We start from the raw sequence: 14,835 nt of genomic DNA on the forward strand, positions 1-14,835 counted from the left end.
GCGTAGCCTCATGAACCTCAGCAAACGCAGTAAGATCCTGATCACCGTCGTCGGCTTCGTGGCCATCCTCGGCGTGCTCGCCCAGGCCACCGGCGTGCTCGCCGCCTGGAACGACAAGGTCTTCGGCGGCGCCACGTTCGGCAAGGCGCCCGCGACCGACGGGTATGCGCGGTCCGCCACGGCCAAGGTCTACACGAACCGTGTGCTCACGTCGGACTCATTCGAGGCCACGATCGCGACCCATACGTTCGCCAGTCCTGGTTCGTCGTTCGTCCCCGGCGTCGACGGTTGGACCACCAAGTCGAAGTCCGGACTCTTCGCCTCGGGCGTGGTGAGGGGGACAGGACGCTCGGCGGCAAGCTATACGCGAAACGCGGGGAACACCTCGGCGAGCGCGGTGAGTCTGGCAAAGGACCTCGAGATCATTCCCCGCTCCACCGCGTTCGACCCATCGGATCGGCTGTCCCTCATGGATACAACCGGTGAGTACCGTGCGGCGGTCACCTGCGAGACGGACGACTACGGCAGGACCGTGAACGCGCGAGCCGAGGCTCCATCGGGGTCTCCGATCGAGATCGGAATCGGTTCCAACCACTACTACTCCGTGCCGGGGAGAAATCAGCAGGTCGTCATCAACGACGACGCAGTCGGTTTGCACGTATCGGGAACGCTGACCAGCGTCGTGAGGGAAGAGCCGACATACGCTCTCTCCACGCTGGTCCTCGACATCGACATCCAGTCCGCCCTGTGGCCCTACACGACTCTCTGGACCGTGACCATGCAGTTCGTCCGGGCTGAGTGCGGCATCGGCAAGGCGCTGCCCGCGGTTGACTCCGATACCACGCTCACAGCTGCGCGGATGGCGATGGCTCGCCTCGCGCCCACCTCGGAGAGCACACCCTCCGAGTCCGCCGAGAGCTCTGCTTCGGAAAGCTCTGCGTCGTCGGGTTCCAGCGCGGACAGCTCTGCGGAGAAGGGTTCCGGCAAGTCCGAGAACTCCTCGTCGGCAAGCTCTTCGGACTCCGAAGTGGCTCCTGCCGCGAAGGTCGGACCGACGACCCCCACCGACGTGGATGTGGGCGCAGCCTTTCCGGTCACCGGGACCGACGGCACCGACCTCGGGTCGGCGACGATCCAGAAGGTCGAGTCCACCGCGGAGTCGGCGACCGGGCCGGCGACCGTCGCCGTGAAGATGTCGGTCACGACCTCCGACGCAACGGGCGCGTCGAGGCTCTCGACGGTCGACCGGAAGGACTTCCTTCCGATCGTCGGTGGAGCGGAGCAGGATCCCGGCACGGCATCGGACACCCCGACGCCGCGACTGCCCGACACGCTCGAACCCGGGCAGACCTACTCCGGATGGGTGACGTTCACCGCCCCGAGCGCGGCCGGTAAGGCGATGTGGAAACCCGCGGGCACAGCGGGATTCACCTTCGTGCTGCCGGACCCGCAGTTGCCGGCGACCTCGACGACCACACCCGCGCCGACCGTGACGGCGCCGGAGACGAGGGAACCCGACGCCGCGCCCGCGCCCGCGGAGGAGAAGCCGGCGGCGGACGCCGAGGTGAGCGAGGCTCCCGAGCCGGAGCCGACCGTGGAGAACAAGTCGCGGCCGAAGGCGGATTCCTCGTCGGCGGATTCTTCGTTGGCGGATTCCTCGTCGGGCGACGGGTAGAGCGGTACGCAGCCGATCCCGTTGCGTCGGTACCCGTGAACCGGCGCAACGGGATTCTGCTCATGAGGGTTCGACCCCGGCCTGCAGCGTCTTCGGCACGACCGGGGCCGGTGCCTGGGCGGCGAGGCCCGGGCCTTGCGGCGACAGAAGCCCACGACCGGTCGCTGGGCCCGAGCTGCTTGCCGTCGCCGACACACGCGGGGCGGGGCGCTCCAGAGGGCACCATTGACGAGTTCGGAAACCGACAAGGCCGGAAACCAGAAGTGGGAGGCCGCTCGCGCGACCTCCCACTTCTTCGGGGTGGATGACGGGACTCGAACCCGCGACAGCCAGGATCACAACCTGGTGCTCTACCAACTGAACTACATCCACCATCGGCGTCTTCGACCCGGGCTTTCGCTCCTGGCCTCAGAGCCATGAACACTCTAGCGGGTAGATGGCCCGGAATACCAATCGATATCCTGACCTGCGGTTTTCAGGCGGGCCCGAGATCCTCGACGATCTTGGCGAGCGCATCGGTGTCGGGGCCGGGGGCGGGCACGAACGCTGCGGCGCGGTAGTAGCGCAGCTCGCGGATCGACTCGCGGATGTCGGCGAGCGCGCGGTGGGCGAGGCCCTTCTCGGGCTGGCCGAAGTAGATGCGCGGGTACCAGCGTCGGCACAGCTCCTTGATCGAGCTGACGTCGACCATCCGGTAGTGGAGGTAGGCGTCGAGCTCGGGCATGTCGCGCGCGATGAAACCGCGGTCGGTGGCGATCGAATTGCCGGCCAGCGGCACCGCGCCCGGCGTGGTCACGTGTTTACGCACGTAGTCGAGCACCATTTTCTCGGCCTCGGCAAGGGTGACCGTCGACTTGCGGACCTCTTCGGTGAGTCCGGAGTCGGCGTGCATCTTCTTGACCACATCCGGCATCGACTCGAGGGCCTCGTCGTCGGCATGGATGACCACGTCCACGCCGTCACCCAGGATGTTGAGGTCACCGTCGGTGACCAGCGCCGCGATCTCGATCAATTTGTCCGATTCGAGGCGGAGTCCGGTCATCTCGCAATCGATCCACACCAGTTTGTCCTGCACCCGACAACCTTAGCCAACGTGCGCGACATGGCCGCCGCGGACGCAGAACTCTCCGGGCCTCCGCGGGATATCGTGTCCTCGTGACCGAAGCCCTCAGCCCTGCCCAGACCATCGCCGCCGGCTACGCCTTCACCTCGACCTCGCTCGAACTCGGGTCGGTCTCGGTGGACGGCCAGGTCGATCCCACGGCCGCTGTGCGCATTCCGCTGGCGATGATGAACCGGCACGGCCTCGTGGCTGGTGCCACCGGCACCGGCAAGACGAAGACGCTGCAGCTGCTCGCCGAGCAGCTCTCGGCGAACGGCGTTCCCGTCGTGATGGCCGACATCAAGGGCGACCTCTCGGGGTTGAGCCGGCCGGGCGCCGGTAACGACAAGATCGTCGAACGGGCGCAGCAGACCGGCGACGACTGGCAGCCCGCGTCGTACCCGGTGGAGTTCGTCTCGCTCGGCTCGACGGGCATCGGCGTGCCGATCCGCGCGACCATCACGTCGTTCGGCCCGATCCTCCTGTCCAAGGTGCTCGGCCTCAACGACACGCAGGAATCGACGCTCGGACTCATCTTCCACTGGGCCGACAAGAAGGGCCTGCCGCTGTTGGACCTGAAGGATCTGCGGTCGGTCATCGCGTTCCTCACCAGCGACGAGGGCAAGGATGAGCTGAAGAACATCGGCGGCGTCTCCCGCCAGACCGCCGGCGTCATCCTGCGTGCGCTGACCAACCTCGAGGCCGACGGCGGTGACACCTTCTTCGGCGAACCGGAGATCGAGCCCGCCGACCTCATCAGGGCGGCCCCGGACGGCCGCGGCGTCATCACGCTGTTCGAGCTGGGTGCGCAGTCGGCGCGCCCCGTGCTGTTCTCCACGTTCCTGATGTGGATCCTCGCCGACCTGTTCCAGTACCTGCCCGAGGTCGGCGACCTCGACAAGCCCAAGCTGGTCTTCATCTTCGACGAGTCACATCTGCTGTTCGACGACGCGTCCAAGGCGTTCGTCGACCAGGTCGAGCAGACGGTGAAACTGATCCGCTCGAAGGGCGTGGGCGTGTTCTTCTGCTCGCAGCTGCCCACCGACATCCCCAACGAGGTGCTCTCGCAGCTCGGCGCCCGCATCCAGCATGCGTTGCGCGCATTCACTCCCGACGACCAGAAGGCGCTGAAGAAGACGGTCAAGACCTACCCGGTCTCGGAGGTCTACAAGCTCGAGCAGGCGCTGACGTCGCTCGGTACCGGTGAGGCCGTCGTGACGGTGCTGTCGGAGAAGGGCGCCCCGACCCCGGTCGCGTGGACGGTCATCCGGCCGCCGCGGTCGTCGATGGAGGCGATCGGCGACCAGGCGATCACCGCGGCCGCCAAGGCGAGCCCGCTGTACGCGAAGTACGGTCAGTCCATCGACCGCGAGTCGGCCTACGAGAAGCTCGCCGCGAACACGCTGTCGCCGGGGGAGGCGCCTGACGCGCCCATTCCGGCACCGCTTCCCGCGCCGGCGCCCGCGCCGGCCCCCAAGGCGCCGAAGCCGGCGCCAGCGGAGCCCGGCATCCTCACCGAGGTGCTGACGAGCAAGCCGGTGCAGAGCTTCCTCCGCTCGGCGGCCAGCGCCGCAGGACGTGAGTTCAGCCGTGCGATCTTCGGGACGGGGCGGCGTCGACGCCGGTGACGTGCAGACCCTCTCGGTTGCGGCCGTCGCTGCCCGGAGTGTAGGGCGACATCGACCCGACACGACGGATCGCCCTTCGAACGCCAGCCGGCACAACAGAATCGAGGTCGCCCGCGACCACACTCCGGCACGGCGACCTCGACCGATGACGCCGACACGGATCGATGTCGCGGGCGACATCGATCCCGGCGCAGTCCCACTTCGTTCCCGCCGGGAGCGGGGGACATCGACCTATTCGGCGCTGAATTTCTTGTAGAAGCTGCCGACGATCGGCGCGACGATGGCGCGTGGCGAGTAACCGCCGGCCACCGACATCGCCTTCGACAGGGTGCCGGGTACGACGCGCATCTTGTTGTGCTCCAACGCATCCAGGCTCATCTCGGCGACCTTGGCCGAGTTGTGCCACAGGAAGTCGGGGACGACCTTGTCCACGATCGACGCCTCTTCCGGCGACGGGGTGTGGGTGCGCACGGGTCCGGGCGCGAGCAGCGTGACGTGCACGCCCTGCTCGGCGACCTCGCCGCGCAGGGATTCGCTGAAGGTGTTCACGAACGCCTTCGATGCCGCATAGGTGGCATTGTTGGGAATCGGCATGTTGCCCGCGGCCGAACCGACCATCAGGATGCCGCCCGAACCGCGCTTGACCATCTGCGGCAGCACCGCGAGGGTCAGGTCGTGAACGGCGTTGACGTTCAGCAGGACCTGGGCGCGTTCGTAGTCGGGATCGAGCTCGGCGACCGGGCCGAAGGTCGCGATGCCCGCGTTGTTGCAGAGGATCGAGATCTCGCGTCCGGCGAACTCGGCGGCGAGGACCTCGACCTTCGTCGGGTCCGAGAGGTCCACGGCGCGTACCTCGACGGCGACGGCATGGGCGCTCCGCAGTTCGCCGGCGAGCTCCTCGAGGAGCTCACCGCGGCGCGCGACGAGGATGACCGAGTGGCCCCGCGAGGCCAGCACACGGGCGAGCTCGCGGCCGATGCCGGAGGAGGCCCCGGTGACGACGGCGCGGGCGGATTCTGAAGGCGGCGGTACCGGCATGGTCGCAATCGTAGCCGCCGCTGCGTCCCGTCCCGTCGACGAGCCGGGACGCAGCGGCGTCACCCTGTGAGAGGGGTCTGATGTGGGCGGTCAGCCGATCCCGGCGGCCACCTCGGTGCCCTGCCGGATGGCGCGCTTGGCGTCGAGTTCGCCCGCGTGGTCGGCACCTCCGATGACATGTGTGGTGACCCCGGCGAGGGTCAGCGGATCGACGAGGTCGCGCACCGACTCCTGGCCGGCGCAGATCACCACGTTGTCGACCTCGAGGAGCCGGGTCTCCTTCACGTTTCCCTCGTCGTCGCGGAAGCTCAGGTGCAGACCCTGGTCGTCGATCTTTTCGTAGGTCGCGCCGCTGATCTGCTCGACGCCCTTCATCTTGATGGTGGCGCGGTGCACCCAGCCGGTGGTCTTGCCGAGCGACTTGCCCTGCTTACCGGGCTTGCGCTGCACCATGTAGACCTGGCGGGCCGGCGGCAGTGGCCGGGGCTTGGTGACGTAGCCGGGCTTCTCCGGATCGTCGGTCACGCCCCATTCCTGTTCCCATTCCTTGAGATTCAGCGTCGGCGACTCGTCGGTGACGAGGAACTCGCTGACGTCGAAGCCGATGCCGCCCGCGCCGATCACGGCGACGCGCTTGCCGATCTCACGGTGCCCGAGCACGGCGTCGGCGTAGGACATGACCATCGGGTGGTCGACGCCGGGGAAGTCCGGGATACGGGGCACCACACCCGTCGCGACGATCACATCGTCGAACTTCTCCGCGATGAGGGTGTCGGCGTCGACGCGCGTGTTGAGGCGCAGGTCGATGCCGAGGACCTCGATCTTGCGAGAGTAGTAGCGGATCGTCTCCTTGAACTCCTCCTTGCCCGGGATGCGGGAGGCGATGGAGAACTGTCCGCCGATCGAGTCGCCGCCTTCGAACAGGGTGACCTTGTGGCCGCGTTCGGCGGCCGAGACCGCGGCCGACAGGCCGGCAGGACCGGCGCCGACGACGGCGATGCGCTTGGCCTTGCGGGTCGGGCTGAGGACCAGGGTGGTTTCGCGGCCGGCGCGCGGATTGACCAGACACGACACCTTCTTGCCGACGAACGCGTGATCGAGGCAGGCCTGGTTGCAGCCGATGCAGGTGTTGATCTCGTCGGAGCGACCCTCACGGGCCTTGTTCGCAAGGTGCGGATCTGCGAGGAAGGGACGGGCCATCTGGATGGCGTCGACGCGGCCGTTGGCGAGGATCTCCTCGGCGAACTCCGGCGTGTTGATCCGGTTGGCCGCGATCAGCGGGATCGACACCTCGTCGCGCAGGCGCTCGGTGAACTTCACGAACGCGCCGCGGGGGACCGAGGTGACGATCGTCGGGACCTGCGCCTCGTGCCAGCCGATGTCGGTGTTGATCGCGTCGACACCGAATTCCTCTGCCTTGCGGGCCATCAGTGCGATCTCGTCCCAGGTCTGGCCCTTGCGGATCAGGTCGGCGACCGACTGGCGCAGGATGACCGGGAAGTCGCGCGGCACCTGTCGGCGGATCTCCTTGATGACCTCGACGAGGAAACGCTGCCGGTTCTCGGTGTTGCCGCCCCACTTGTCGGTGCGGTCATTGGTGTGAGGGCACAGGAACTGGTTGATCAGGTAGCCCTCGCCGCCCATGATCTCGATGGCGTCGTAGCCGGCCTTGCGGGCGAGCTTGGCCGAGTGCCCGAATGACTTGATGACGTGCCAGATGATCGGCTCGGTCATGCGCAGGTGCTTGAACGGATGGATGGGCGAGGGGTCCTTGCCCGGCGCGACCTTGAACGGCGTGTACCCGTAGCGGCCGGCGTGGATGAGCTGCATCGCGATCTTGCCGCCCTCGTCGTGCACGGCCTTGGTGACCCGCCGATGGCGCTTCCAGTCCAGCGCGTTGGTCATCTTGCCGCCGGCGACGGCGAGCAGGCCGGTGCGGCTGGTGCCGAAACCGCCGGTGATGATCAGTCCCGCACCGCCTTTCGCACGTTCGGCGAAGTACGCAGCGAGCTTGTCGGTGTCCCACAGGCGGTCTTCGAGGCCGGTGTGCATCGAGCCCATGATCAGACGGTTCTCGATGGTCATCCCGCCGATCTGCAGCGGCGTGAACAGGTGCGGGTAGTACGGGTTTGGTTGTGCCGTGTGGGCTGACATGGCGCGACCTTTCATCTGGTTGTCGTCGGAACGCTTGGTGAAACAGTCATCGAGGGGAAGTCAGGGATGGAATGGTGTTCAGCCACCGGCGAGTTCGCGCTCGAGGGCCGGGATGACCTCGTCGCACCATTCGACGTAGCTCTGCTCCTGGCGGATGCCGCCGCGCAACACCAGGTACTGGTGCAGCCTGCGGCCGGTGAGTGTCTCGGGCTCGGGGTAGTAGTCGGCCTGGAAACCCTCGTACAACCTCAGCTGTGCGAGGTGGGCGTCGCGGTGGGCCTTCAGTTCACCGATGATCGCGGCGAGGTCGCCGAACTCTGCGGCGCGCAGTTTGACGCCGATGTCGCTGCGCAGGGGCTGGATGGGGGTGGGACTCATCGCCCACTCGGCCAGGGCTTCTCGACCGGCGTCGGAGATCGTGTAGACCTTCTTGTCCGGCCGGCCGTCCTGGCTGATCGACTCGACGCTGACGAGTCCGTCGTCGAGGAGCTTCTTCAGCGTGCGATAGATCTGCTGGTGGGTGGCCGACCAGAAGTAGCCGATCGACCGGTCGAACTGCTGGCCGATCTCGTAACCCGTCCCCGGCCGCTCCGCCAGCGAGACCAGGATCGCGTGTTCGAGCGCCATGTGAGCACGCTAACACTGCAACGATGCGCTCTGCAACAAGGTGCATATGAGTCTTGTTGCATATGCACCTCGTGAGGTGGATGGGACGGAAGTGGGAGGTATGCGCGGCGCCACATCGGCCGGTGCCGCAGACTGTTGCGCATGACCGAACCGGAGAAGGGGACGCGGGGCCTGCTGTCCTGGACGCTCACCACCAATTCCGTCGTCGCGCCCGAGGAACGCCTGACCTGGCCGCGCACGGCGAGCATCGGACTGCAACACGTGATCGCGATGTTCGGCGCCACCTTCCTGGTGCCGGTGCTGACCGGGTTTCCGCCGTCGACGACGCTGTTCTTCTCCGGCATCGGCACGCTGCTGTTCCTGCTGATCACCCGCAACCGGCTGCCGAGCTATCTGGGATCGAGTTTCGCGATCATCGCGCCGGTGACCGCGGCGGTCGCCTCCGACGGTGCGTCGTCGGCGCTGGGTGGCCTGGTCGCGGTGGGTGCGTTGCTGGTGATCGTCGGCCTGGTCTGTCACTTCGCCGGGGTGAGGTGGATCGAGGTGCTGATGCCGCCGGTGGTGACCGGCACGATCGTCGCGCTGATCGGCCTCAACCTCGCGCCGGCCGCGAAGAACAACTTCGTGGCCGAGCCGGTGCTGGCGACCGTCGTGCTGGTGCTGCTGATCGCTTCGGCGGTGCTGTTCCGCGGTCTGCTGGGACGTCTTGCGATCTTCCTCAGCGTCGCCGTCGGCTATCTGCTCGCGTTGCTCCTCGACTGGATCGACTCCGACAACGACTACATCGACACCACCGGCATCGGTGACGCCGCGTGGATCGGTCTGCCCGACTTCCAGACGCCGACGTTCGAGCTCGGGGTGTTGCCGCTGTTCCTGCCCGTCGTGCTCGTGCTCGTCGTGGAGAACATCGGCCATGTGAAGTCGGTGGCGATGATGACGGGCAAGGACTATGACGACGTGATGGGCCGTGCCATTGCCGCCGACGGCCTCGCGACGATGCTCGCCGGCAGCGGAGGTGGCTCGGCGACGACCACATACGCAGAGAACATCGGCGTGATGTCGGCGACCAAGGTCTACTCGACCGCCGCCTACTGGGTGGCCGCCGCGACCGCCATCCTCCTGGGCCTCTCGCCGAAGGTCGGCGCGGTGATCGCCGCGGTTCCGCCGGGGGTGCTCGGTGGCGTCACCACCGCGCTCTACGGCCTCGTCGGTATCATCGGCGTGCAGATCTGGGTTGCCAACAAGGTCGACTTCTCCAAGCCGATCAACCAGTTCACCGCCGCCATCCCGCTCATCATCGGCATCGCCGACTTCACCTGGCAGGTCGGTGATCTCGTGTTCGCCGGCATCTCGCTCGGCTCGGTCGCGGCGTTGGTGATCTACCACTCGATGCGGGGGATCGGCGGGTGGCGCGGCACGGTGGTGGTCGACGCCGCCGAGGGCGCCGGCAAGCACTGAGGGTGTCGGCAAGCACTGAGGGTGTCGGCGACCGCTGAGGGTGTCGGCGAGCGCTGAGGGCGCCGGTCACCACGGCAACCTGAGCGGGATGTCCGGAATCGGTCCCGGTACGTCGATGTCGCCGTCCAGCGGGTCCAGCAGACGGTTCCACCACGGCAGTAGACCCGGCACCGGAGGACCGGGTGTGTCGGGTCTGCGCTCCACGTACCGGTCGGGTTCGGCTCCGGTGATGACCTTGACCATGTTCTGGAAGGCCGTGGAGTCCGGGTCGTTCCAGTAGGCGCCGTGCGTCCGGTATCCGCCGACCCGGGGCTGCCCGTCGATCTCGACGGCGCCGGTGTCCAGGCGCGTCACGCCGGGTGCGGTGTCTGGGTCGGCGCCATGCGGATTGCCGGGCAGCGACTGCACGAGGTGGATCGGGTCGCCCGGGAAGGTGAGCGAATACCGTTCGACGCCCGATGCTCGTGGCAGGTCGAGCGCGCCGGTGCCCGCCGACGACGCGTAGATGACGCGATCGGGGGTGAGTCCGAGTTGCTCGGCGGTGCCGACGACCGACCCGCCGTACGAGTGGCCGACGAACGTGGACTTGGCCGTGGGTGCGTGCCGGGCGAGTTCGGCGTCGAGTTCGTGCCCGAAGATCGCGAGGCGCCCGCCCATCTCGATGGCGGGACCGGGACTGGTGGCCGCCCTCAGGTCTCGAGGCAGCTCCCCGTCGAGGTAGAGGAATACCGGCCCGTTGGTCTGGTTCGCGAGTTCGGTTGCCGCGCGCCGGTTGTCGCCGTTGGCCGAGTCGAGGTCGGTGCCGGTGCCCGGCACGTACACCGCGACGTTTCGGGTGTTGGGCCGGAGTCGTCCGATCATCTCGACCGCGCGGCCGCGCGGTGTGTTCACAAAGCTGATGAACTGCCGCTCGGCGAGGCCGTCGTCGCCGGCGTGCGGATAGGGGTTCGACGGGTCGGGTGTCGGGGTGAGCATGTCCCGCAGCGTCTGTGCACGTCGGCCGAGGCCACGACCTGCCTGGACCTCGTCGGCGAGCGCGTTGCGGATGTTGATCTCGTTGGCGACGACGCGCCACTCGAACGGGATTCCCGGAAGATTGCCCATCACATGGGGATTCGCCTGGATCAGACGGCGTACGTCTCGCCGGCTCATCTTCTCGACGACGCCGCGGCGCCGGTCCGGGGCGAGGGACTCCAGCATGCGCACGGCGGCGTCGGCATCCATCGACGATCCGCCGGGCAATGTCACGTCGGGTGCGCCGTCGATCATCGACGCCAGGTCCGACGCGTAGCCGTCGAGTCGGGCGCCGTGCATCTCGTCGAGTTCGTCGATGGTGTCGAGTCCCGCGGCGATGGTGTAGGTGAGTTCGGCGGCCGACGAGGAGCGCGCGGGATCGGGGTGGGTGACCGTGCCGTTCTCGGCGACCCGGAATCCTTCGCCGTTCGCTGCCTCGACGAGACGTAGCACACGATCGCGGGCGTATGCGAGACCGGTTCCGGCATCCAGGGCTTCGTCGGCGATCATCTGCAGCACGTTGCGGACCTCGTCGGCGTGGTCGTGTTCCTGGTCGAGTCGACGACGCGCGGCGTCGTGGGTGCGACCGTGCCAGGAGGTCATCGAGTCGAGCGCCGACACGGCACGGCCGATGCCGGTGTCCAGTGCTTCGGCGGCGGTCGACGCGCATGTGCCCGACTCGGTGAACGACTCCGGATTCCACTGGCGCAGTTGACTGATGGTCGGACGCATCAACGCTCCCGCAGTGCGTCGAGCTCCGATGCCGCCCTGTCATCGGAGTCCTCCGCGGTGGCTTCGAAAGCCGTCAGCGCGGTGCCCATGGCGGTCAGTCGGGTGCCGATGGAATCGAGCGCGTGTCGTGCGGGTTCCGCGGTTGCGGTCAGCGCGCCGGCCACGCGGCTCGCCGGGCCGGATGCGCGGGCGAGGGGTTCGACGTCGGTCGCGTGGATGGCGAGAGCTGCGGCGCGCCACGATTGCACGACCGCGTCGACGTCGTCGCGGTTCACTCCGAAAATGCTCTTGCCCAAAGGGGGTTCGCCGCCGAGGAGATGATCCAGGGACAGGCGCTGGGATAGGGGGAGAGGGGGTGTCATGATCCTCCAGGTGTTGCCGGCCACCGAGCGGTGGCGCGCAATTTGGACGCGCCGAACGCGCTTGCGGTTCCGTCCGCTCGGAAAAGGCGTCGCCTCGCACGCGGCGGTGCGAGTAGGTTCGGGCCCGGCGTCGACGTGAAGGAGGGCGACCATGTCGCAGTCGCAGTCGCAGTCGCAGTCGCAGTCGCGGTCGGAGTCGCAGTGGCGCGCGCGGCCGGAACGTCCCGACGACATCGCCCGGGTGCGCGAGATCGTCCTCGATGCCTTCGATACCGCGGAGGAGGCGGAGCTGGTCGACGCGTTGCGTGCCGATCCGGCTTGGATCGACGGGCTGTCGATGGTCGCCGTCCCCGCCGACGACACCGCCGTCGACCGGCCGGTCGGGTTCGCATTGTCGACGCGGTGCCACATCGACGACGTGCCCGCGTTGTGCCTCGCGCCGTGTGCGGTGCTCGGCACCCATCAGCGGACGGGAGCAGGTTCGGTGGCGATCACCGCGGTCCTCGACGCCGCGCGGGCGATGGGGGAGAGCACCGTCGTGGTACTCGGGCACGCCGCCTACTATCCGCGATTCGGTTTCGAGCGCGCCGTCGACCACGGTGTGCGACTGAGCATCGAGGTGCCGGCGGAGTCGTTGATGGTGCTCGGCCTGGACAGCAGCCCGATCCCGTCCGGACTGGTCCGGTATGCGGCGCCATTCGGGATCTGAGATCGGATCGCGGCCCGTGGGGAGGGGTCCCGGCGTCGCCGCGCCATACGCCGAAGCGCCCCCGGCAGGACTCGAACCTGCGACCTAGGGATTAGAAGGCCCTTGCTCTATCCAGCTGAGCTACGGAGGCTGGCCGACGCGCCGTGGCGTCGAGCACAAGGAGTCTACGACATCACTCCGTCGCTTCCGCGGATGTGCGGCACACCACGACCACCACAGGTCGGAGGCGGTGCCGCGACCGGTCAGACCTACAGTTGAGGAATGAGCCGCACGTCGACGTCCGCCTCCGTGGAGCAGCAACGCGACGCGATGGAGGAACCCCGCGGCGTCGTCACCGCGATCCTGTGGGCATGCGGATGGCTGGCCGCAGTGGTGGCCGTCGCCGTCACCGCGATCTCGGCCGCCACGGCGCTGAGGCTGACCGGTGTCCCCGACCCCGGTCCGCTGACCACCTACGGTCTGCCCACGCTGACCGCGATCGGTGAGTTCGCCGCCGCGATCGCACTCGGGTCCGCCGTCTTCGCGGCGTTCTTCGTCCCGCCCCAGGCCGATCACGTGCTCGACGTGGGCGGCTACCGCGCGATCCGGATCGCCTCGACGGCGTCGCTGGCCTGGTCGGTGTGCGCGCTGCTGCTGATGCCGTTGTCGGCGTCGGAGGTGAGCGGCTCGTCGTTGTCGGAGGCGATCGCACCCAAGAACCTGATGACCGCCTACGGGCAGGTCGCCGAGGTCCGCTCCTGGTTCTGGACGGCGGTGTTCGCGCTCGTCGCGGCGATCGTCGCGAGGATGATCCTCAAGTGGGGGTTCACCACCATCGTCATCGCGCTGGTGATCCTGAGCCTCATGCCGACCGCATTGTCGGGCCACTCGTCGGCGGGCGGCAATCACGACCTCGCGACCAACAGCCTCATCCTGCACATCGTCGGCGCCACGCTGTGGCTCGGCGGTCTCGCCGCGGTGCTCGTCTACGCACTCTCCTCCGGCCGGTGGCGTGCCCTGGCCGTTCGACGGTTCTCCCGGGTTGCGTTCTGGTGCATCCTCGTGGTCGGTCTCAGCGGCGTCATCAACGCATTCATCCGTGTGCCGATCGGGGATCTGTTCACCGACACCTACGGCCGTCTCGTGGTCGCCAAGATCGCCGCGTTGGTCGTTCTCGGCGCGCTCGGCGCGTGGCATCGTCGCGTGACGATCGCGCAGCTCGAGTCCACGGAGCGGCCTTCGCTGTTCGTCCGGTTCGTCGTGGTCGAGCTGGCCGTGTTCGCCGCCACCTTCGGGCTGGCGGTCGGCCTGAGCCGCACCCCGCCGCCCCCGGTCGACACCGCCGAGATCTCGCCGGCCCAGAACGCCATCGGATACGATCTCGCCGGCCCTCCGACCTTCGTCCGGTTCCTCACCGACTGGCGCTTCGACCTCATCTTCGGCACCGCCGCGATCGTCCTGGCGGTGGTCTACCTGCGCGGCGTGATCCGTCTGAAGCGGCGCGGCGACGACTGGCCTGTCGGCCGCACGTTCGCGTTCCTGCTCGGCTGCCTGCTGCTCCTGCTGGCGACCTCGTCGGGTCTCGGCCGCTACGCGCCGGCGATGTTCAGCGTGCACATGATCTCGCACATGCTGATGTCGATGATGATCCCGGTGCTGCTGATCCTCGGCGGCCCCGTGACCCTCGCGCTGCGCGCGCTGCCGCCGGCCGGGCGCGGGAATCCGCCGGGGCCGCGTGAGTGGATCCAGACCGCGGTGCACTCGGGCTACTCGAAGTTCGTCACCCATCCGCTGTTCGCGTCGGTCATGTTCGTCGGCAGCTTCTACATCCTCTACCTCGGTGGGGTGTACGAGAAGGTCGTCGAGTACCACGCGGCGCACCTGCTGATGAACTTCCACTTCCTGCTCAGCGGATACCTGTTCTACTGGCTCGTCATCGGCATCGACCCGGCGCCGCGCCAGGTGACGCCGCCGGCGAAGCTCGGAATCGTGTTGGGCTCGTTGCCGTTCCACGCGTTCTTCGGCGTGGCCCTGATGATGACCTCGGCCGTCATCGCCGAGACCTATTTCCGCGGTCTGCAGCTGCCCTGGTCCTACGACCTGTTCGCCGACCAGCGCGTGGGTGGCGGAATCGCCTGGGCCGCAGGCGAGATCCCACTCGTCGTGATCATGCTCGCGTTGCTGGTCCAGTGGCAGCGCAGCGACACCCGCCAGGCACGGCGCTACGACCGCAACGCCGACCGGGACCACGACGCCGAGCTGGAGAGCTACAACGACATGCTCAAGGAGCTGAACAAGCGCGGCTGAGCTGTGCATTGCGCCGCATCGTTCTCCACAGAGTCTCCTCGTGGCCGTTT

General features: G+C 67.8%; 11 protein-coding genes and 2 tRNA genes. 5 read left to right on the forward strand and 8 right to left on the reverse strand.

Annotated elements, in window-relative coordinates:
- The first annotated feature begins 10 nt into the window (after positions 1 to 10).
- Positions 11 to 1,675, forward strand: a complete 1,665-nt coding sequence (locus tag ABFT43_RS07030; RefSeq protein ID WP_347959650.1) for a hypothetical protein — start codon at positions 11 to 13, stop codon at positions 1,673 to 1,675.
- A 299-nt stretch (positions 1,676 to 1,974) separates the two neighbouring features.
- On the opposite strand, the gene ABFT43_RS07035 is transcribed toward ABFT43_RS07030, so the two are convergent.
- Both ABFT43_RS07035 and orn read right to left on the reverse strand, forming a co-directional pair.
- Positions 1,975 to 2,047: transfer RNA gene (locus tag ABFT43_RS07035), tRNA-His, on the reverse strand.
- 103 nt (positions 2,048 to 2,150) lie between these two features.
- Entirely contained in the window at positions 2,151 to 2,750 is a 600-nt protein-coding gene (gene orn / locus ABFT43_RS07040) for an oligoribonuclease (RefSeq protein ID WP_347959651.1), read from the reverse strand.
- 80 nt (positions 2,751 to 2,830) lie between these two features.
- Between orn and ABFT43_RS07045 the strand changes: the two genes are divergently transcribed.
- On the forward strand, positions 2,831 to 4,405 hold the full coding sequence (locus ABFT43_RS07045) for a helicase HerA-like domain-containing protein (protein WP_347959652.1): 1,575 nt from the start codon (positions 2,831 to 2,833) through the stop codon (positions 4,403 to 4,405).
- 231 nt (positions 4,406 to 4,636) lie between these two features.
- Here ABFT43_RS07045 and cmrA read toward each other — a convergent pair whose 3' ends face one another.
- From cmrA to ABFT43_RS07060, 3 genes are all read right to left on the reverse strand, one after another.
- Complete coding sequence (gene cmrA, locus ABFT43_RS07050; RefSeq protein ID WP_347959653.1) at positions 4,637 to 5,443, reverse strand: mycolate reductase; 807 nt, start codon at positions 5,441 to 5,443, stop codon at positions 4,637 to 4,639.
- A gap of 90 nt (positions 5,444 to 5,533) precedes the next feature.
- Entirely contained in the window at positions 5,534 to 7,597 is a 2,064-nt protein-coding gene (locus ABFT43_RS07055) for an NADPH-dependent 2,4-dienoyl-CoA reductase (RefSeq protein ID WP_347959654.1), read from the reverse strand.
- 78 nt (positions 7,598 to 7,675) lie between these two features.
- Complete coding sequence (locus tag ABFT43_RS07060; protein ID WP_347959655.1) at positions 7,676 to 8,224, reverse strand: PadR family transcriptional regulator; 549 nt, start codon at positions 8,222 to 8,224, stop codon at positions 7,676 to 7,678.
- 141 nt (positions 8,225 to 8,365) lie between these two features.
- Between ABFT43_RS07060 and ABFT43_RS07065 the strand changes: the two genes are divergently transcribed.
- Positions 8,366 to 9,682 (forward strand): uracil-xanthine permease family protein, encoded by a 1,317-nt coding sequence (locus tag ABFT43_RS07065; RefSeq protein WP_347959656.1) that lies wholly within the window; start codon positions 8,366 to 8,368, stop codon positions 9,680 to 9,682.
- Between the two features lie 66 nt (positions 9,683 to 9,748).
- Here the strand turns inward: ABFT43_RS07065 and ABFT43_RS07070 are convergent, their stop codons facing one another.
- On the reverse strand, positions 9,749 to 11,428 hold the full coding sequence (locus ABFT43_RS07070) for a hypothetical protein (RefSeq protein ID WP_347959657.1): 1,680 nt from the start codon (positions 11,426 to 11,428) through the stop codon (positions 9,749 to 9,751).
- Positions 11,428 to 11,703, reverse strand: coding sequence for a hypothetical protein (locus ABFT43_RS07075; RefSeq protein ID WP_347959658.1), 276 nt, complete (start codon positions 11,701 to 11,703; stop codon positions 11,428 to 11,430). Before ABFT43_RS07075 ends, ABFT43_RS07070 begins: the two co-directional genes overlap by 1 nt.
- Before the next feature lie 238 nt (positions 11,704 to 11,941).
- Here ABFT43_RS07075 and ABFT43_RS07080 point away from each other — a divergent pair, with 238 nt between their 5' ends.
- A complete protein-coding gene (locus ABFT43_RS07080) occupies positions 11,942 to 12,499 on the forward strand; it encodes a GNAT family N-acetyltransferase (RefSeq protein ID WP_347959659.1) in 558 nt (185 codons plus the stop codon).
- 56 nt (positions 12,500 to 12,555) lie between these two features.
- Here ABFT43_RS07080 and ABFT43_RS07085 read toward each other — a convergent pair.
- Positions 12,556 to 12,629, reverse strand: a tRNA-Arg gene (locus tag ABFT43_RS07085).
- 131 nt (positions 12,630 to 12,760) lie between these two features.
- Here ABFT43_RS07085 and ABFT43_RS07090 point away from each other — a divergent pair.
- Positions 12,761 to 14,785, forward strand: coding sequence for a bifunctional copper resistance protein CopD/cytochrome c oxidase assembly protein (locus tag ABFT43_RS07090; protein ID WP_347959660.1), 2,025 nt, complete (start codon positions 12,761 to 12,763; stop codon positions 14,783 to 14,785).
- Positions 14,786 to 14,835: the final 50 nt, after the last annotated feature.

The sequence above is a fragment of the Gordonia aurantiaca genome, assembly GCF_039939235.1.
In the GTDB taxonomy this organism is placed as follows: Bacteria; Actinomycetota; Actinomycetes; order Mycobacteriales; family Mycobacteriaceae; genus Gordonia.